Raw genomic sequence first — 17,811 nt, forward strand, 5'->3', positions numbered from 1 at the left:
CCTTCGGGCGGTATGCGGCGGCTTCATACGCCTATTCCCCGTTTATGTCAGTCGGGGCGGATTGTCCCGGAGAGGCGCTCCATCCTTAGCGGCGACGCGTTCATCTATGGTACAGCTGGGAACCTAGACAGTAAGCGAGCGTTTTTGCGCCAGACTTCAATTCGGAAGGACCACTCCATGCGCGCCAAGATTTTTGTCGCCAGCGTTTCCATCGCGGCCCTGCTCGGGACCGCCGCCTGCACCACCACCGACCCCTATAGCTCGACGCCCACCCGTAACAACACGGGAACGGGCGCGATCGCCGGCGCCCTGGGCGGCGCCCTGCTGGGCTATCTGACCAACACCTCGAACGGCGAGCAGGGCCGCAAGAACGCCCTCATCGGCGCCGGCATTGGCGCCCTGGGCGGCGCCGCTGTGGGCCAATATATGGACCGTCAGCAGCGCGCCATGGAGGCTGAACTGTCGGGCAGCGGCGTCGGCGTGGCGCGTCAGGGCGACAACCTCGTTCTGCGCATGCCGTCCGATGTGACCTTCGCCACCAACCAGTCGTCGATCGATCCGCGCTTCCTGCCGGTGTTGGACGACGTCTCACGGGTGCTGCAGGAATATGATCGCTCCACCATCGACATCGTCGGCCATACCGATTCTTCGGGCGGGGATGTCATCAACCAGCCCTTGTCGGAACGCCGCGCCGCCAGCGTCGCCTCCGAGCTGGTGCGTCGGGGCGTGATCGCCGAGCGCCTGTATGTGGCGGGCGTCAGCTCCAGCCAACCGGTGGCGTCCAATGCGACGCCTGAAGGCAAGGCCCAGAACCGTCGGGTCGAAATCCTGATCCGGCCGTTCACGGGCTGATCAGACCGAGCGCGAAGTTGAAGGGGGGCGGCGTCACGGACGCCGCCCTTTTTGCTGGGCGCACCGAACCGTGATTTGCGCCGGCTCGCGCCGTATGATTCCCCGGAGGGCGTGGCGGTGGGAGACGTTCGTTGGCGCCTGACGGTCCAGGGCTTGGGCAGGGTCTGAAGCTTGCGGGGATTGCGCTGGTCAGCGCCATCCTTGCGGCCACGCTCGTCGTCCTTGTCGGGGAGGCGCTTTTTCAACCCTCCCAGCCGACAGCACGCGATCCGCAGATCCAGCTGGTCTCCTCCACCGACTGATTTTGTTCCCGCGCCCGAGGCGCTGGCGCCGATTACACGGAACAGCCAAGAAAAACGCCGCTTCCAGATGGAAGCGGCGTTTCAATCTTACGACAATCTTCTGACCTCAGGTCGGCCCGGGATCCGGGCCGACCCTTTGAACGGTCTTAGAAGTTGATGTCGATGGTGGCGCGACGGTTCAGCGGCTCACGCACGCCGTCAGCCGTGGCCTTGGCCAGGGCGGTTTCGCCCTTGCCGTCGAGGGCGATGACGCCGCCGTTGACGCCTTGCGAGACCAGGGCGTCCGCGACGGTGCGCGAACGACGGTTCGACAGGCCGAGGTTATAGGCGGCCGAACCCGAGGTGTCGGTGTAGCCGACGATCACGACGCGGGTCGCGGCGCCGGTCTTGGCGTAGCTGGCGGCCTGGGCGACGACCGAGCGGGCTTCAGCCGTCAGGTCGGAGCGATCCCAGTCGAAGTAGACCACGAACTGACGCGCGGCCGGCTTCTGAGCCACCGGCGGCGGGGGCGGCGGGGGCGGAGGAGGCGGCGGGGGCGGGGGCGGCGGGGGCGGCGGGGGCGGGGGAGCCGCTTCTTCGGCGCCGAAGCTGTAGCGCAGACCCAGGGTCACGGTGTGCGACTGATCGTAGTCGCCGTCCCATTCGCCGAACGAGGTGGCGCCGGCGCCCGTGCCGGCCGTGGTCGAAGCCCAAGTGGCGTCGCCGGTCAGATAGCGGTAGGTCAGGTCGATATTGGCGCGGTCGCTGATGGCCCAGGCCAGACCGGCGATCGCCTGAGCGGCGAACTCGGTCGAGCTGTCGTCGATGGCGAAGCTGGCGCCGCGGTTGGCGCGTAGAGCACCGACGGTTTCGGTGTTGACGTGGTTCACGCCTGCGCCGAGGCCGACGAAGGGACGGATGCCCCAGGCTTCATAGCCGAAGTCGTAGATGACATTGGCCATCAGGGTCGTCGACTCGATGTCGCCTTCCGGCGAGTTGCAGCCGCCGGTCGCCGGGGTGAGGTTGCACAAACCCTGGGTGCCCGACACGGCGCGCACGGTGCCGATGTCGCCCGAGCGGTAACCGCCTTCGAGTTCAACGCGCCAGCTGGGGTTGAAGCGATAGCCGAGACGGGCGAAGGCCGCCCAGCCGTCGTTCACTTCATAGTTCCAATTTGCGCCATTGGTCGACGACTCGGCATTGATGTCGTCGATGATGTGGTAGCCGGCGTCAACCGCGCCGTACCAGCCGTTCGGCTCGGCCGACGCAGCGCCAGCGGACAGGGCCAGAGCGGCCGCTGCGCTGGAGGCCAGCACGAAAGTCTTCATACGCATAGGGGGTAGCCCTCCGCCTGTTTTAATCTAGGGCGGGTCTACCGCCTCACCCGATCTTATCAGCGTTGCCGTGGAAGGTCGAGGTGAAAACAGGGCGATTTAAGGCGCCGCAATCTCCACCGTGCTATTGATGCTACAGGTTAAATTGGCGACCTCGCCGCGATTGGAACGATTTTAGGTCGTTTCCGGAGGACTTGCATTCGCCATGATGATCCACATCGGTGGATCGCAGCCTTCAGCCGGCCTAATGCGCGACGACCTGCATCCCTAACCATTCCGCGACCAGCGCCGGCTTATCTGCGCCCTCGATTTCCACCGTCAGCTCTTGCTTCAGCAGCCAGCGCCCGCCCCCCTTGTCCTCGGCCGACAATAGCCGAAACCGGCCCCGCACGCGCGATCCAGCCCGCACGGGGGCCAGGAATCTCAGCTTGTCGAACCCGTAGTTGATCCCCATCGTCAGGCCGTCCAGCGGCGCGACGGCGTCATAGCTCATGGCCGAGGCCAGGCTGAGGGTGAGGAAGCCATGGGCGATGGTTCCGCCGAAGGGCGTGGCCTTGGCCGCCTCCGGATCGACATGGATGAATTGCCGATCCTCAGTGCAGTCGGCGAAGGCGTCGATCCGCGCCTGGCTGACCTCGAACCATCGCGAGACGCCGATCTCCTGCCCGATCAGGCCCTGGAGTTCCTGTGGCTTCGTCATTCCATTGCTCCCTTTTCCGCGAAGCCTGACCCAGGCTTAGGGGGAAGGAAAGGGGTCACGCGTCGAAACGACCCTCGATGATCTCGGCGTACAGGCCCGGATCGACATTGCCGCCGGACAGGATCAGGCCCGTGGTCACGCCTGCGCTCTCGGCCTTTCCGGCCAGCAGAGCCGCCAGCGACACCGCTCCGCCCGGCTCCACCACAAGCTTCAGATGGCGGAAGGCGAACCGCACCGCCTCGGCCACCTCGGCGTCGGACACTGTGACGGCGCCGGCCAGCCGCTTGTTGATCGGCCAGGTCAGGACGCCGGGCATGGGGCTCATCAGGGCGTCGCAGATCGAGGGCGCGCCCTGGGGGTGGCCGACCCTTTCCCCGGCCGCCAGCGACCGGGCCGTATCGTCATAGGCCTCGGGCTCGACCACCAGGACGCGGGTCTGCGGGCTGCGCTCGGCCATGACCAGATTGATTCCGGCCATCAGCCCCCCGCCCGAGGCGCCGCACAGCAGCTGGTCCATCGGCGCATCGGCCTGGTCCAGCATCTCCAGCGCCGTCGTCCCCTGGCCCTCGATGATGAAGGGGTCGTCGAACGGCGGCACGAGGACGCACCCCCGCTCGGCGGCGATGGCGGCGCCGATCGCTTCGCGGCTTTCGGTCCAGCGATCATAGAGCCGCACCTCGCCGCCGAAGCCGATCACCCCCTCGACCTTCACCTTCGGCGAGTCCGACGGCATGACGATGATCGCCGGCGTTCCCACCAGGGCCGCCGCCGCCGCCACGCCCTGGGCATGATTGCCGGACGAGAAGGCTACGACCCCGCGCGCCTTCTCCTCGGCGCTCAGCCGGCTGATCCGGTTATAGGCGCCGCGAAACTTGAAGGCCCCGGCCCGCTGGAGGTTTTCCGCCTTCATCAGAACCCGGCCGCCGACCACGGCGTTCAGGGCCGGGCTCTCGATCAGGGGCGTGCGGACGGCGACGCCGTCGATCTGGCGGGCGGCGTCGAGGACGCCTTCATAGCTGGGCAGGTGCGTCGTCATATGCTCCCTTTAGCCCGAGCCGCAGCCGTCGCCCAAGACGGCGCAGGAGAGAAATAGATGAGCCTGATCCTCGCCATCGACCAGGGCACGACCTCGACCCGGGCCATCGCCTTTGAGGTCCGGGACCACGACCTGCGCCCCGTCGCTGTCAGCCAGATCGAGCTGGCCCAGCATTTCCCCCGCTCCGGCTGGGTCGAGCATGACGCGGCCGAGATCTGGTCCGCCACCCTCCAGACCTGCCGCGAAGTGGTGCGCCAGGCGGGCGGCGTCGACCGGTTCGCCGCCATAGGCATAACCAACCAGCGCGAGACGGCGGTGATCTGGGACGCCGCGACCGGCGAACCCCTGCACCACGCCATCGTCTGGCAGGACCGCCGCACCGCCGACGTCACCGCCCGCCTGACCGCCGAGGGCCATGAACCGACGGTCCAGGCCGCGACCGGCCTGATCCTCGACCCCTATTTTTCGGCGACCAAATTCGCCTGGCTGCTGGACGCCGCGCCCGGCTCGCGCGAGCGGGCGGCGAGGGGCGAGGTGAAACTGGGCACGATCGACGCCTGGCTGATCTGGAAACTGACCGCCGGTCGGGTTCACGCCACCGACGCCACCAATGCGTCTCGCACGGCTCTGATGGATCTGAAGATGGTGGAATGGCGCGACGACCTGTGCGCCCTGTTCGACGTGCCGCGTCAGGCCCTTCCCGCCATCGTCCCCTGCGCCGGCCTGATCGGCGAGACCGATCCGGCGCTGTTCGGCCGCCCCCTGCCCATCGCTGGATCGGCCGGCGACCAGCAGGCCGCCCTGGTCGGCCACGGCGCGCTGAAATCCGGTGACGCCAAGATCACCTATGGCACCGGCGCCTTTCTGGTGGCCAATGTCGGCGAGACGCCGGTCGCCTCGACCCGTCGTCTGCTCGGCACGCTCGGCTATAGGGCCGACGGCCGCACCGCCTATGCGCTGGAGGGATCGATCTTTTCGGCCGGGTCGGCGATCCAGTGGCTGAGGGACGGGGTCAAGCTGATCTCCGAGTCCCGCCAGTCCGAAGCCCTGGCCCAGAGCCTGACCGACAATGGCGGGGTCTATATGGTCCCCGGTTTCACCGGCCTGGGCGCCCCCTGGTGGGAGCCCGAGGCGCGCGGGACCGTGGTGGGGCTGACTCGGGATTCGGGCCCGGCTCATTTCGTCCGCGCCGCCCTGGAGGCCCTGGCCTATCAGACGCGTGATCTGCTCGACGCCCTGGCTCAGGACGGCGCCCCGCCGCTAAAGACGCTGAAGGTCGACGGCGGCGTCACCGCCAACAGTTTCGCCATGCAGTTCGTCGCCGACATCTGCGAGGTCGAGGTCGAACGTCCCGCATTTCAGGAGATGACGGCCCTCGGCGCCGCGCGCCTGGCCGCCCTGGGCGTCGGCCTGGTCTCCGATCTGGAGGCCCGCCCGGCCGAAGCCCCGGCCTGCTGGAAGCCCCGGATGAAGCCCGAGGAACGCGAGCGTCTGCTTTCCGGCTGGCGCCGCGCCGTCAAGGCCGCCATCATCGCCGCGCCGGACCGCGCCTAAGACGCGGGCGGCTCAAAGGAAACGCCAAAGGGCCGCCCATGACCGACGCCACCGACGCGCCTATGCAGGACGCTCAAACGGCCTTTTCCGGCACGCGCGAGGTCGATCCCCGCTACCGGCTGGACGAGGCCGCGCTGGACGCCTGGATGATCGACCATGTCGCGGGCTACGCTGGCCCGCTGACGGTGCGCCAGTTCAAGGGCGGCCAGTCCAACCCCACCTATGAGCTGGTCACGCCGGGCGCCGCCTATGTGCTGCGCCGCAAGCCGCCCGGCGTTCTCCTGCCCAGCGCCCACGCCGTGGACCGCGAGTTCCAGGTCATCTCCGCCCTGGCCGCCCAGGGATTCCCGGTGGCCAAGCCCCATGCGCTGTGTCTGGACGAGGCCGTCATCGGCTCGATCTTCTATGTGATGGACAAGGTCGAGGGCCGTATCCTCTGGGACCTGAAACTGCCCGGCCTGACCCCCGTCGAGCGCCGCGCCATCTATCACGCCCAGACGGACGCCCTGGCGCGGCTTCACGCCTTCGATCCCGCCGCCATCGGCTTGGCCGACTATGGCAAGGCCGGCAATTATTTCGCCCGCCAGGTCGGTCGCTGGACCAAACAGTATCGGGCCTCCGAAACCGAGTCCGTCTCCGCCATGGACCGGCTGATCGATTTCCTGCCGGACAGCCTGCCGTCTGAGGGGCCCAGCCGCATCGTCCACGGCGACTTCCGCCTCGACAATATGATCCTGGCCGAGGATCGGGCCGAGGTGCGCGCCGTGCTGGACTGGGAACTGTCGACCCTGGGCGATCCGATGGCGGACTTCTCCTATCTGCTGATCGCCTGGGCCATTCCCGCCAGCCTGCGCAACGGCCTCGCCGGCGCCGACCTCGTGGCCCTGGGGATCCCCTCGGTGGAGGAGACAGTGGACCGCTACGCCGCCGCCACCGGCATGCGGCCCGCCGATCTGGACTGGCTCTACGCCTACAACCTGTTCCGACTGGCGGCGATCTGCCAGGGCATCGCCGGCCGCGTCCGCGACGGCACGGCGGCCAGCGCCCATGCCCGCAGCATGGCCGCCCAGGTCGGCCCGCTCAGCGACGCGGCCTGGGGTTTCGCGAAACGGTCGGGCGCCTAGGTCGGGTAGAGGGGGTTGGACGCGTCCCTCTGGCCTTCCAGACTGTGTTTCAGGGCGTGCATCTCGTCATGCCCGACCTTGATCGCCGCATAGGCGCGACGGACGGTCTCGCGCGTGGTGGCCGAGATGCCGGCATCCTCCAACGCCTTCTCGAACTTGTCGGCGATGAAGCCCTCGCCGCTGTCGATCGAGCCGACCACGGAATCGTCGTTGCGCAGCAGGGCGTGTTTCACATCCAGGAAGGCGCGATGGGCCTTGGCCAGGATCGAACCCTGCGGCTCGGGGTCGCCGCCCAGGCCGCGCACGGCGCCCGATAAATCCTCCACCACCTGCCGTCGTTCGGCGCTGCGGGTCTCGAACAGGGTGCGATAGTGCGGATCCTCGGTCTGTTCGGCCGCCTCGCGGTAGCCGTCCACGCTGTCCAGCGTGGTTTCGATCAGCCCATTCAGAACCGTGATGTCGTGGGCGTTGGGATTGGTCATGTCGCTCATTCCTTCCGCATTGCGGTCGAACGGCGGAATGGGCAGGCGGGGGGAAGGTTGCCGGGTGCGGCGATCGGACGATCAAAATGGCGTCAGAGCGTGTCAGGATCGATCCTGCTCCGCGCCTAATTCCAGAGAATAAACCGCCTGTTTTCAAAGCGTCGGCGAGGATGCGCAGGCCTCTTCTAAGCAGGCTCCGGGGCAGGCGCATACTGGGCGGATGAACGCTCAGCGCCGCCCCGTCGCTTGTAAAGAATGGACGAAAATAGACTCAAAAAAATTGCGGTGGATTCCGTCTATTTCGCCTCCGGGCCTTGGCGCCGGGTCACAGGCTGGTGCGCAGCGACCACAGCTCGGGGAAGCAGCGCTTGGTCAAGGTCGAGGCCAGATAGGCCGCCCCCTCGGTGCCGCCGGTGCCGCGCCGGCGGCCGATGATCCGCTCGACCGTGACCACATGCTTGTGCCGCCAGGTCAGCAGGGCGTCGTCCAGATCGACCAGTTTCTCGGCCAGCTGATACAGGGGCCACCAGCGTTCGGTGTCGCGATAGACCTCCAGCCAGGCCGCCTCCACGGCTTGCGACGGCTCATAGGGCTGGGTCACGTCGCGGTTCAAAACCTCGGCCGGCACCGGCAGGCCAGCCTTGGCCATCTGGGCCAGGGCGTCGTCATACAGGCTGGGGGCGGCGATGGCGGCCTGGAGCGCGGCCAGGGCCTCGGGCCGGTCCGTGTGGAACTTCAGGAAGCTGGAATCCTTCAGCCCCAGCATGGCCTCGAACCGGCGGAACTGATCGCTCTGGAAGCCCGAGGAGGAGCCCAGCGAACCCCGGAACCGCAGATAGTCGGCCGGGGTCATGGTCGACAGAATGTCCCAGCTCTGGGTCATCACCGCCTGGATGCGACTGACGCGGGCCAGGCTCTTGTAGGCGGGGACCAGGTCGCCGGCGCGCACCATGGTCTGGGCCAGGGCCACCTCGTGCAGGATCTGCTTGAGCCACAGCTCCTTGGTCTGGTGGATCACGACGAACAGCATTTCGTCGTGCTGGTCCGACAGCGGATGCTGGGTGGCAAGCAGGTCGTCCAACGCCAGATAGCCGGCGTAGGTGATGTCGCTGGATTGGGTCATGCCCGCCTATCGCCCGTGGCTGGAGAAGGTGCAAGCGCACCGCTCCGATCCGCTCATCCCGGCGGGTTCAGGTCAGTGCTGGCCCTGGCTCGTGGCGTTCGAGGCGATCTGGCGGCCGGCGTCGAAGGCGTCGCGCGCGCCTTTGTAGATGAAGCCGTAGGTCGGATAGACGGTGGTGCCCAGATCGTTGATCGGATTGTACCAGACCTTGACCTGCGACCAGTCGTTGGAGGGCGAGACATCGACGACCGTGACATTCTCCTCGACCTTGCCGCGGCTGCCGCCCCAGTTGGCGTGGGTCACGCGGACCACGCGGTCGGTCAGAATGTCGGAGACGACGGCGACATGGCCCCGGCTCATGCGGCCTTCGGGACGGAAGACCAGGACCGAACCGGTCTCGGGCGCGTCGCCGGTGCGGAACTTCTCGGCGGCCTGACGCCACCAGGTCCAGGCGTCGCCGAAGATGTTGATGCCCGAGAACATGCGGGCGAAGGTGACGCACTGCCAGTACGGCTCATCGGCCTTTGCGGAAGCGGGCGCGACGCCCAGCGCAAGAAATCCGAAGGTCGTCGCAACCGCGACGGCTTTGAGCCGTTTAATCATGCTTGGCCTGTATCCCGACTGCCGATGGTGGTTTTAGACCATAGGAAATTAGGATTGAGAAACCCTTTTCGACGTACCGACGTCAGGTGTTTTGTCGCTTGACGCGGTTCTGCGGCGTTGCGCCATCCCCCTCAAAGCCTTGCGAGCCGGGTGTTCGACGAGGTGGTAGGAGACGGCTGCGACGACCGGCAAAAGGGCCAGAATCGCCAACCACACGAAAAGTTGAAGCTGCTTGTCCGGGGCGTCGGTAACCTTGGCCGCAAGGTTCACGGCCAGCAATTTCCACGGCACGCAGACCATATAGACCGAATAGCTGATCTCCCCCAGATAGACGGCGGGCTTGGACGCCAGCCATCCGGCCCGTTCGTTCGGCAGCGAGGCCAGCGACAGGATCAGGGCCCCTGCCAGCAGGACGGTGACCCCGTCCCACAGGCCCAGGGCCGCGCTCAACACCATCAGGCCGAACGACACAGCCGAGGCCGTCCAGGGCGCCTTCAGCGGGCCACGACGATAGACCAGGTACAGGGCGCACCCCAGGGCGAAACAGGGCACGATCCGCAGCGCCCCCCAGAGGATGGTCGCCTCGGTCAGGGGGAAGCCCGCCAGCCGCTCGAACCCGGAGTAGAGCGCCGCCAGGAAGGCCGCCGCTCCGAGGAAGGCCGCGACCGGGCGCTGACGCAGCCGCCAGAAGACCCAGGCGAACAGGGGGAAGCACAGATAGGCGAACCACTCGGCCGAGATCGACCAGGACGGATGGTTCCACCCCGCCACCGGCGCCAGGCCCCAGGCGTGGACCATCAGCAGATTGGCCGGCAGCGACGCCCAGCTCAGCACATTCCCATCCACGCTCATCCCGGCGAACAGGGCGGCGGCGGCCAGCAGCCCCACCCCGACCAGGGTCGCGACGTGCAGCGGATAGACCCGCGCCACCCGCGCCCACAGGAAGCTGCGATACGAGAACCGCTTCTCCCCCGCCGCCTGCAGATAGACGTGGCTGAGGATGAAGCCGGACAGGACGAAGAACAGCTCGACCCCCAGATAGCCCTTCTGGACCAGGCTGGACGAGGGCGCCCCCGCCAGGTTCTCCCAGAAGGCGTAGACGGCCACCCAGATCGCCGCACCGAAGCGCAGGGCGGTGATGGGGCGAAGATCGGCGGGCGTTTGCACGGGGGTCATGGTCTCACCTTGACACGTCGGTCTTGTCGAACCGTGAAGGCCCGCAAGCTTCGCGCCCCCGCCGCCTTAGGTGACCCCCTACCCGACCCACGTCCCGTGGAAGCCCGCCGGCAAGGCTGTGTCCGCCTGCCAGGTCGCTACCGGCCCGTCCTCGACATGGGCCGCGTCGAACACGTGCAGCTCCGTGCGCCCCGCCTTCAGATTGACCGAAGGCCCGATCAGCCAGGCGTCGGTTTCGGCCGTGGCGCCGGGCTTGGGCACGAAGACCGTCTCCTCCACGATCTGATGAAGGCCGAAGGTGAAGCCGTGCGACCGGCCGCTGTCCCAGTCCTGCAAGGCCAGACCCGTAGGCAGGGGGCGTCCCGCCGTCTCGCCGCTGGTGTGAACGGTCAGGCGGCGCTTCAGCCCCAGACGACGCGGGTCGGCCTTGGGGAATTCGCCCACGGCGTCGCTTGTCAGCATCTCGGCCTTGCCGTCCGGACGCAGGGTGATCAGGGCCAGCTTGGCCGGATCACCCGGCACCACCCCGTGTCCCTCGACCAGAACCCGCGCCCCATCGACGGCGAAGCGCGGATCGCCGCTGGCCGCCACGTCGAAGCGGATCGTCCCGTCCGCCTCGGCCCAGGCGTCGCCCAGGTGGAAGTGGAAGAAGCCCGGCAGTTCATAGAGGCGCGACTGTGTCAGGTCGTCCTTGTCCAGCACCATGACCTGGGTCCCCGCCTCGGGCCGCCACGCCAGGCCGTTGATGATCGGCAGGGCCTGGCGTTCCTGGATCCAGGGCTGAAGCACCAGGATCACATGCCGGTCGGTGGCGGTGAAGTCGTGCATATAGCTGGCGCGCGGCAAGCGGATGACCTCGGCCCGGTTCAGGCCCCCGTCGGCGTTCAGCCGCCAGATCACGGCCCGGTCGCCGGCCGTGCCGACATTCCAGATCGAGCCGTCGGGCGCGCGACGCGGGTGGGCCTGGAACGGCATGCCCTTCAGGTCGTCGCGCAGGGTGACGAAGCCCTGGCTCGACAGGTCGGACGCATCCATGGCCAGGGGCGAGCCGCCTTCCCACAGGGCCCAGACCTGGTTCCCGGCCGCCATGACCGCCGTATTGGCGGCGTTGGAGTCGTCGTTCGAGCCGACGCGGGCGCGGGCGTCGCCCCTTGTGCCGAAGCCGGGCGTCACGACGGCGTCCAGTTCGGTCTCGACCCGGCGCTTGGGCGTATCGGCGAACCGGGCCTCCAGCGTGGCCTGGCCGTCCTGGATGCGGAAGGCCCGCATCAGGCCGTCGCCGTCGAACCAGTGGGTGACCGATCCGCCCGGCCGCCGGAACCGACCGGGTCCGTTGCGGAACAGGGCCCCTTCCAGACCCGCCGGGGCTCGGCCGTTGATCAGGCGCATCGCCTGACGCGGCAGGTCGCCCTCGACGTCGCGGGTGGCCAGGGCCCATTCGGCCTTGGCGGCGGCGTCGAGGGCCGCAGCGGCGCGAACCATCTCGGGCGTGGCGACGGCGGCCGACAGTGCGGCGGCGCCCATCAGGAAGGAACGGCGGGACGGGGTCATGGTCTGGCTCCTGCTGGGACGGATTATTTGAGGCTGATGGTCTGGACGACCGCGCCGGTCGCCGCGAACTTGGCGCGCTCCCACGAGGCCGGACCCATGTTGCCGACGGCGTTGTTGGAGAAGGCAAAGGGCTCGACCGGCATGCCGAAGGGATTGGTCTTCATCTTCCCGTCGCCGTCCACGTCGTGGAAGGCGCGCATGGCGTAGTCGCCGTCCGGCAGATCTTCGAACGTCACCCGTCGGGAAGGCTCCCCTGCCTCGACCATGGCGTAGCGAACCGGCTGACCCGCGCCGCCATAGTTGGCCTCGCTGTCGAACAGGGCGACCATGATCCGTCCCGTCGGGGCGGCCACGTCGAAGTCGAAGGTGACGTCGGCGGCCAAGGCGGAGGTGGAGGCCAGGGCGGCGGCGGCAAGGGCGGCGCAAGCACAGAGGGCGGAAAGGGTCTTCATGGCGCAGTGTCCTGTTCAGGGGGACCGACGACCGGCCCTTGATGACCTGACCCTGAAGACGATGGGTCGCCCTTGCCATCGGACATGCGGGAGCGACCACCTGGCCTTCGTGAACGACCGTCTCCGCCGCCGACGATGCGCGTGTCGCCACCCGTTCGATGATTCAGCGCGCCCCATCTCGCCGCTACGCCGCGTTACAGGTCGAAACGCGGACGACATCAGTCACAGCCCGGCCTGTGGCAGTGTGACCGCGTCACGGCCTGGTGGCGGAGTGGCTACGCGGCGGGCCTGCAAGCCCGAAAACCCTCCGTTCGACTCGGAGGCCAGGCCTCCATCCTCTTCGCCTCTCAGAGGTCAGAGGAAGGAGTAGGGATCGACATCCACCGTCAGGCGGACCGAGGCGGGGATCTTCACCCGCGTCAACCAGGCGCGCAGGAAGGCCTGAAGGTTCACATCGCGGTCCGCCCGCACCAGCAGCCGCTTTCGCCGCCGTCCGCGCACCAGGGCCAGGGGCGCGTCGGCGGGGCCATAGACCTCCAGCCGTTCGGCGTTGGGAATGGCCTGGGCCAGGTCGGCGGCGACCTTCTCCACCGCCTGCGCATTCTCGCTGGACAGGATGATCGCCGCCAACCGGCCGAACGGGGGCAGGGCGGCCGCCTCACGCTCGGCCATCTCCGCCTCGACGAAGGCGTCCCGGTCGCCGGCCGCCAGGGCCTGAAGCACCGGATGTTCGGGGGTCCAGGTCTGCAAAATGGCCCGCCCCGGCCGGTCGGCGCGCCCCGCCCGCCCCGTCGCCTGGGCCAAGAGTTGATAGGTCCGCTCGGCCGCCCGCAGGTCGCCGCCTCGCAAGCCCAGGTCCGCATCCACCACCCCGACCAGGGTCAGGCGGGGGAAGTTGTGGCCCTTGGCGGCGGCCTGGGTGGCGACCAGGATGTCGATCTCGCCGTCCGTCATCCGCTGGATCAAGGCCCGCGCCGACTTGGCGTCGGGCACGGTGTCAGAGCTGAACACCGCCGTCCGCGCCTCGGGGAACAGCTGGCGCACCTCTTCCTCGACCCGTTCGACGCCGGGACCGACCGAGACCAGGGAGTCCTCGGCCCCGCACGACGGGCACAGTTTGGGCCGCGCCATGGAGAAGCCGGTCAGGTGACAGACCAGACGGCCGGTATAGCGGTGCTCGACCAGCCAGCTGTCGGTGTCCGGCGCCGTCAGCCTATGCCCGCAGACGCGGCACAGGACGACCGGCGCATAGCCGCGTCGGTTCAGGAACAGCAGGGTCTGTTCGCCTCGCGCCAGGGTCTCGCCCACCGCCAGACGCAGCGGTTGCGACAGCCAGGTCTGGGGATCGGGCGTGTGCTGGCGCAGGTCCAGCAGTTCGATATCGGGCATCACCGCCACCCCGTGACGCGCGCCCAGCTTCAGCCAGTCATACCGTCCGGCCTGGGCGTTCCACAGGGTCTCCAGCGACGGCGTCGCCGAGGCCAGAACCACGGCCGCCTTTTCGATCCGCGCCCGCGCCACCGCCAGGTCGCGCCCGTGATAGACCAGACCCTCTTCCTGTTTGAACGAACTGTCGTGCTCCTCGTCCACCACGATCAGCCGCAGATTGACGAAGGGCAGGAACAGGGCCGAACGGGCGCCGACCACGATATTGCACCGGCCGGCGACCACCGCCTCCCACACCTGACGGCGGCGGGGCGGGGCGACGCCGGAATGCCATTCGGCCGGGGCGGCGCCGAACCGGGCCGTGATCCGTTCAATCAAGGCCTGGGTCAGGGCGATCTCGGGCAGAAGGATCAGGATCTGCGCCGCCGGATCGGCGCGCAGGACCCGGGCTATCGCCTCCAGATAGGCCTCGGTCTTGCCCGACCCCGTGACCCCGTCCAGCAGGAAGGGGCGAAAGCCGCCGCCGGTGACGCCGGCCGCCAGAGCCGTCGCCGCCGCCGCCTGGTCGCCGTTCAGGGTCGCCGGCGCATGGTCGGGATCAGGTCGGTCGAACGCCGCCTCGGCGGCGATCTCGACGATTTCCAGAACGCCCTCGTCGATCAGGCCCTTGATCACGCCCGACGACACGCCGGCCGCGCGCGCCAGATCGGCGCCCGCCATGGCGCGGTCGCCCAGGGCTTCCAGCACGCCCGTCCGGGCCGGGGTGGCGCGCGCCGGCTGCCGGTCGCCGACCCGTCGCACCCGACGTTCCGGCCGGGGGCGCGGCGCGCGCAGCCCCTTCAGCGCGGTCGCCGCCATCTCGCCGGGCGGAGACAGGGTCCAGCGCCCGGCCCATTCGACGAAGTCCATCACGCCGGCCGGTAGCGCAGGGTCGTCCAGCCTCGAGTCGACCGACTTCAGCCGCCGGTTGGAGCCGGTGGTCTCGAACACCTCGGCCACCACGCCCCGGATCAGACGCGGCCCCAGCGGCACGGCGACCTGATCGCCGCGCGCCAGCGTCATGCCTTCGGGCGCCTCATAATCGAAGGCTTCCGGCACCGGCAGGGGAATGAGGACCGAGGCGACTTTCACTCGCCCTCTCCTCCCCATGAAATGGGGAGGGGGACCACGAAGTGGTGGAGGGGCTCTTGCCGCATCACAGGCGCCTGTCGTGCGGCCAGAGCCCCTCCGTCACGGCGCGAAGACGCGCCGCGCCACCTCCCCATCGCAAGCGATGGGGAGGAGAAAGGGAGTCGCATCCGCTGCTCGGTGACGCTAAAAGCCCTGTCCATGAAACTCTTTCTCGATACCGCCGACGTCGCCGTCATCAAGGACATGATCCCCACCCGAATGGTGGACGGCGTCACCACCAATCCGTCGCTGATCGCCAAGTCGGGTCGGAACATCGCCGAGGTCATCGCCGAAATCTGCGCCCTGGTCGAGGGGCCGATTTCCGCCGAGGCCGTCTCGCTCGATTTCGAGACCATGGTCAAGGAGGGCGACAAGCTCGCCGCCATCGCCCCCAATGTGGTGGTGAAACTGCCCCTGACCTGGGACGGCCTGCGCGCCTGCCGCGTCTTCACGGACAAGGGGATCAAGACCAACGTCACCCTGTGCTTCTCGGCCGCCCAGGCGCTGCTGGCCGCCAAGGCCGGCGCCACCTTCGTCTCGCCCTTCGTCGGGCGGCTGGAAGACAATGGCGCCGACGGCATCGCCCTGTTGGAGGAGATCCGCGTCCTCTATGACGTGCACGGTTTCGAGACCCAGATCCTGGCCGCCTCGCTGCGTAACGTCGCCCATGTGGCCGCCGCTGCCGTGGCCGGATCGGACGCCGCCACCTTCGGCGCCGACACATTCAAGGCTCTGGTAAAGCACCCGTTAACCGACAGAGGTCTTGATGCCTTCGTGGCGGACTGGGCCAAGACCGGTCAGTCCATTCTGTAAATCGCGCGTCACGGAGAGGTCTGTTTGAGCGGCTCATTGGACCTTTTCGAAACCTCCGAGGCGGACGCCGTCCCCCATCTGGGCGACGGCCTGCATTGGCCCGAGGTGCGCGGCTGGCTTCAGACCCATCCCCAGACCCTGCTGGACGACCGGTCCCTGCTGGAGGAGATCGGCCTGCGTCCGCACGGCCGCAATGTGGTCGAGTTCGGCGCCGCCGCCCTGACCCGGCTCGAAGCCGTGGTCGAGCGTGAGGCCGGCGCCCGACGCGAGGTCGAGACCATCGCCCGCGCCAATTTCGCCGCCCAGACCCAGACCCATGTCGCCGCCCTCGACCTGATGGAGGCCCGCAACCATTCCGACCTGGCGCGACGTCTGGACGCGGCGGCCCAGGGGCGGTTCGGCCTGGCCGCCGCCGCCATCGCCCTGGAGCGGCCCGGCGGCGTGCCCTTCGGCTGGCGCGGGCTCGATGCCGGCGCCGTGGACGGTCTGCTCGGCGAACACGGCCTGACCTGGCTGGGCCCGATGTTCGAAGGCCTGGACCTGTTCGGCGCGGCCGCCGACCAGGTGAAGTCGGTCGCCCTGATCCGCATGGCGCCCCATCTGACGCCGGGCGAACCGCCCCGTCCCTGCCTGTGCGCCTTCGGCTCGCCTGAACTCGAAGGCTTCACCCCCACCATGGGCTGCGAACTGGCCGCCTTCCTGGCCCGGGTGGTGGAGCGGATGGCTGAGCGATGGCCGGTGTTGAACTGACCGCCGCCGAGGCCCTGCTCGCCTGGCTCGAGCATCTGGCGCACGAACGGCGGCTGTCGCCCCGTACGCTTGAGGCCTACGGCCATATCGGCCGGCTCTATGTCGCCTTCCTCGAACGCCATCGCGGCGAGGCCCTGACGTTGAAGACTCTGGGAACCGTCACCGCCGCCGAGGTCCGGGCCCATCTGGCGGACCGCCGATCCGGCGATCATCCCCTGGCGGCCCGGTCCCTCAGCCAGACCCTGTCGGCCATTCGCGGCTTTCACGCCTTTCTGGACCGACGACTGGATACGCCCGCGCCCCAGCTGGCCTTGGTGCGCGGACCCCGCATCAAGCCGTCCTTGCCCCGACCGGTGACGGAGGACCAGGCGCGCGGCCTGCTGGCCGAACCCGACGCCGATCCGGACGCCGAACCCTGGGAGGCCGCGCGCGACCGCGCCGTCCTGACCCTGCTTTACGGCTGCGGTCTGCGGATTTCCGAGGGCCTGTCCCTGACCCGGGCCGACGCCCCGTTGGGCGAAACCCTGCGTGTGCTCGGCAAGGGATCAAAGACCCGGATCGTCCCGGTTCTGCCCGCCGTGCGCGCGGCGGTGGACGCCTATCTGGCGCTCCAGCCCTTTCCGGTTCAGCCGTCCGACGCCCTGTTCCGCGCCCGGCGCGGCGGGCCGCTGAGCCCGCGTCACGTCCAGGCCTCGGTCCAGCGGCTGCGCGGGCGGTTGGGCCTGCCCGAACGCACCACCCCCCACGCCCTGCGCCACAGTTTCGCGACCCATCTGCTGGGCGCCGGCGCTGATCTGCGCTCGATCCAGGAACTGCTGGGCCACGCCAGCCTGTCGACGACCCAGAAATACACCGGCGTCGACGCCGAGCGCCTGCTGAACGCCTATGCGGCGGCCCATCCGCGCGCCTAGGGTTCCACCCGGCCACTGCCCGTCCTATCTTCGCCCCATGATCGACGATCTCTACAGCGCGCGCATTCTGACGCTGGCGGCCAACCTGCCGCATGCGGGGCGGTTGTCGTCGCCTGAGGGAACCGGCGAGCGAGTCGCCAAACTGTGCGGATCGCGCGCGACGGTCGATGTGACGCTGGACGACCAAGGCCGCGTCGCCGGCTTCGGCCAGGACGTCAAGGCCTGCGCCCTGGGTCAGGCGGCGGCCGGTGTTCTGGGCCAGTCCGTCATCGGCGCCTCGGGCGAGGAGATCGCCGACGCCCGCGACGCCATGGTCGCCATGCTGAAATCCGGCGGCGAAGGCCCCCTCGGCCGGTTCGAGGATCTGCGCCTTCTGCGCCAGGTCGCCGACTATCCCGCCCGCCACGCCTCGACCCTGGTGGCCGTTGAGGCGACGCTGGAAGCGGTCAATCAGGCCCTGGCGGAACGAACTCGTCTCGCCGGCGCGGCCTGACGGGCTCTGACCGGTTGATC

18 protein-coding genes and 1 tRNA gene are annotated in these 17,811 nt (G+C 68.6%); 9 read left to right on the forward strand and 10 right to left on the reverse strand.

Translation table 11 applies throughout. The features are described from left to right. Window positions 1-177 precede the first annotated feature (177 nt). Entirely contained in the window at window positions 178-852 is a 675-nt protein-coding gene (locus OU998_RS01370) for an OmpA family protein (RefSeq protein WP_267515062.1), read from the forward strand. Window positions 853-983: 131 nt separating this feature from the next. Then, window positions 984-1,154 carry a hypothetical protein gene (locus tag OU998_RS01375; protein ID WP_267515063.1) on the forward strand — a complete coding sequence of 57 codons (171 nt, stop codon included), beginning with the start codon at window positions 984-986 and terminating at the stop codon, window positions 1,152-1,154. A 146-nt stretch (window positions 1,155-1,300) separates the two neighbouring features. Here OU998_RS01375 and OU998_RS01380 read toward each other — a convergent pair whose 3' ends face one another. From OU998_RS01380 to OU998_RS01390, 3 genes are all read right to left on the reverse strand, one after another. Next, window positions 1,301-2,461 carry an OmpA family protein gene (locus tag OU998_RS01380; protein ID WP_267516675.1) on the reverse strand — a complete coding sequence of 387 codons (1,161 nt, stop codon included), beginning with the start codon at window positions 2,459-2,461 and terminating at the stop codon, window positions 1,301-1,303. A gap of 250 nt (window positions 2,462-2,711) precedes the next feature. Beyond that, window positions 2,712-3,167: a MaoC family dehydratase gene (locus OU998_RS01385; protein ID WP_267515064.1), complete on the reverse strand. Its 456-nt coding sequence runs from the start codon at window positions 3,165-3,167 to the stop codon at window positions 2,712-2,714. A 55-nt stretch (window positions 3,168-3,222) separates the two neighbouring features. Continuing rightward, on the reverse strand, window positions 3,223-4,203 hold the full coding sequence (locus tag OU998_RS01390) for a threonine ammonia-lyase (protein ID WP_267515065.1): 981 nt from the start codon (window positions 4,201-4,203) through the stop codon (window positions 3,223-3,225). Window positions 4,204-4,260: 57 nt separating this feature from the next. Between OU998_RS01390 and glpK the strand changes: the two genes are divergently transcribed. Together glpK and OU998_RS01400 are read left to right on the forward strand one after the other, a co-directional pair. Next, on the forward strand, window positions 4,261-5,757 hold the full coding sequence (gene glpK, locus OU998_RS01395) for a glycerol kinase GlpK (RefSeq protein ID WP_267515066.1): 1,497 nt from the start codon (window positions 4,261-4,263) through the stop codon (window positions 5,755-5,757). A gap of 38 nt (window positions 5,758-5,795) precedes the next feature. Next, a complete protein-coding gene (locus OU998_RS01400) occupies window positions 5,796-6,881 on the forward strand; it encodes a phosphotransferase family protein (RefSeq protein WP_267515067.1) in 1,086 nt (361 codons plus the stop codon). Here OU998_RS01400 and OU998_RS01405 read toward each other — a convergent pair. The 6 genes from OU998_RS01405 to OU998_RS01430 all read right to left on the reverse strand — a co-directional run bounded on the left by OU998_RS01405 (window position 6,878) and on the right by OU998_RS01430 (window position 12,268). Then, window positions 6,878-7,363, reverse strand: a complete 486-nt coding sequence (locus OU998_RS01405; protein WP_267515068.1) for a PA2169 family four-helix-bundle protein — start codon at window positions 7,361-7,363, stop codon at window positions 6,878-6,880. The genes OU998_RS01400 and OU998_RS01405 overlap by 4 nt on opposite strands. Before the next feature lie 325 nt (window positions 7,364-7,688). Continuing rightward, window positions 7,689-8,486: a tryptophan 2,3-dioxygenase gene (locus OU998_RS01410; RefSeq protein ID WP_267515069.1), complete on the reverse strand. Its 798-nt coding sequence runs from the start codon at window positions 8,484-8,486 to the stop codon at window positions 7,689-7,691. A 72-nt stretch (window positions 8,487-8,558) separates the two neighbouring features. Beyond that, window positions 8,559-9,089, reverse strand: a complete 531-nt coding sequence (locus OU998_RS01415; protein ID WP_267515070.1) for a CHAP domain-containing protein — start codon at window positions 9,087-9,089, stop codon at window positions 8,559-8,561. A 48-nt stretch (window positions 9,090-9,137) separates the two neighbouring features. Further along, window positions 9,138-10,265, reverse strand: a complete 1,128-nt coding sequence (locus tag OU998_RS01420) for an acyltransferase family protein (RefSeq protein ID WP_267515071.1) — start codon at window positions 10,263-10,265, stop codon at window positions 9,138-9,140. A 78-nt stretch (window positions 10,266-10,343) separates the two neighbouring features. Beyond that, window positions 10,344-11,816: a carotenoid oxygenase family protein gene (locus OU998_RS01425; RefSeq protein ID WP_267515072.1), complete on the reverse strand. Its 1,473-nt coding sequence runs from the start codon at window positions 11,814-11,816 to the stop codon at window positions 10,344-10,346. Between the two features lie 23 nt (window positions 11,817-11,839). Next, complete coding sequence (locus tag OU998_RS01430; protein WP_267515073.1) at window positions 11,840-12,268, reverse strand: DUF2141 domain-containing protein; 429 nt, start codon at window positions 12,266-12,268, stop codon at window positions 11,840-11,842. A gap of 257 nt (window positions 12,269-12,525) precedes the next feature. On the opposite strand from OU998_RS01430, the gene OU998_RS01435 reads away from it, so the two are divergent. Further along, window positions 12,526-12,602 (forward strand) — tRNA-Ala (locus tag OU998_RS01435). 20 nt (window positions 12,603-12,622) lie between these two features. Here the strand turns inward: OU998_RS01435 and OU998_RS01440 are convergent. Continuing rightward, window positions 12,623-14,803: a primosomal protein N' gene (locus OU998_RS01440; RefSeq protein WP_267515074.1), complete on the reverse strand. Its 2,181-nt coding sequence runs from the start codon at window positions 14,801-14,803 to the stop codon at window positions 12,623-12,625. Window positions 14,804-14,983: 180 nt separating this feature from the next. Between OU998_RS01440 and fsa the strand changes: the two genes are divergently transcribed. Genes fsa through OU998_RS01460 form a run of 4 tightly spaced genes read left to right on the forward strand, consistent with a single transcriptional unit; the run spans window position 14,984 to window position 17,791 of the window. Next, window positions 14,984-15,637, forward strand: a complete 654-nt coding sequence (gene fsa, locus OU998_RS01445) for a fructose-6-phosphate aldolase (protein WP_267515075.1) — start codon at window positions 14,984-14,986, stop codon at window positions 15,635-15,637. Between the two features lie 36 nt (window positions 15,638-15,673). Further along, window positions 15,674-16,387 carry a DUF484 family protein gene (locus OU998_RS01450; RefSeq protein WP_267515076.1) on the forward strand — a complete coding sequence of 238 codons (714 nt, stop codon included), beginning with the start codon at window positions 15,674-15,676 and terminating at the stop codon, window positions 16,385-16,387. Beyond that, window positions 16,369-17,298: a tyrosine recombinase XerC gene (locus tag OU998_RS01455; RefSeq protein ID WP_267515077.1), complete on the forward strand. Its 930-nt coding sequence runs from the start codon at window positions 16,369-16,371 to the stop codon at window positions 17,296-17,298. Before OU998_RS01450 ends, OU998_RS01455 begins: the two co-directional genes overlap by 19 nt. A gap of 37 nt (window positions 17,299-17,335) precedes the next feature. Further along, window positions 17,336-17,791 carry an iron-sulfur cluster assembly scaffold protein gene (locus tag OU998_RS01460; protein ID WP_267515078.1) on the forward strand — a complete coding sequence of 152 codons (456 nt, stop codon included), beginning with the start codon at window positions 17,336-17,338 and terminating at the stop codon, window positions 17,789-17,791. The last annotated feature ends 20 nt before the right edge of the window (window positions 17,792-17,811 follow it).

Source organism: Brevundimonas sp. SL130, from assembly GCF_026625805.1.
In the GTDB taxonomy this organism is placed as follows: Bacteria; Pseudomonadota; Alphaproteobacteria; order Caulobacterales; family Caulobacteraceae; genus Brevundimonas.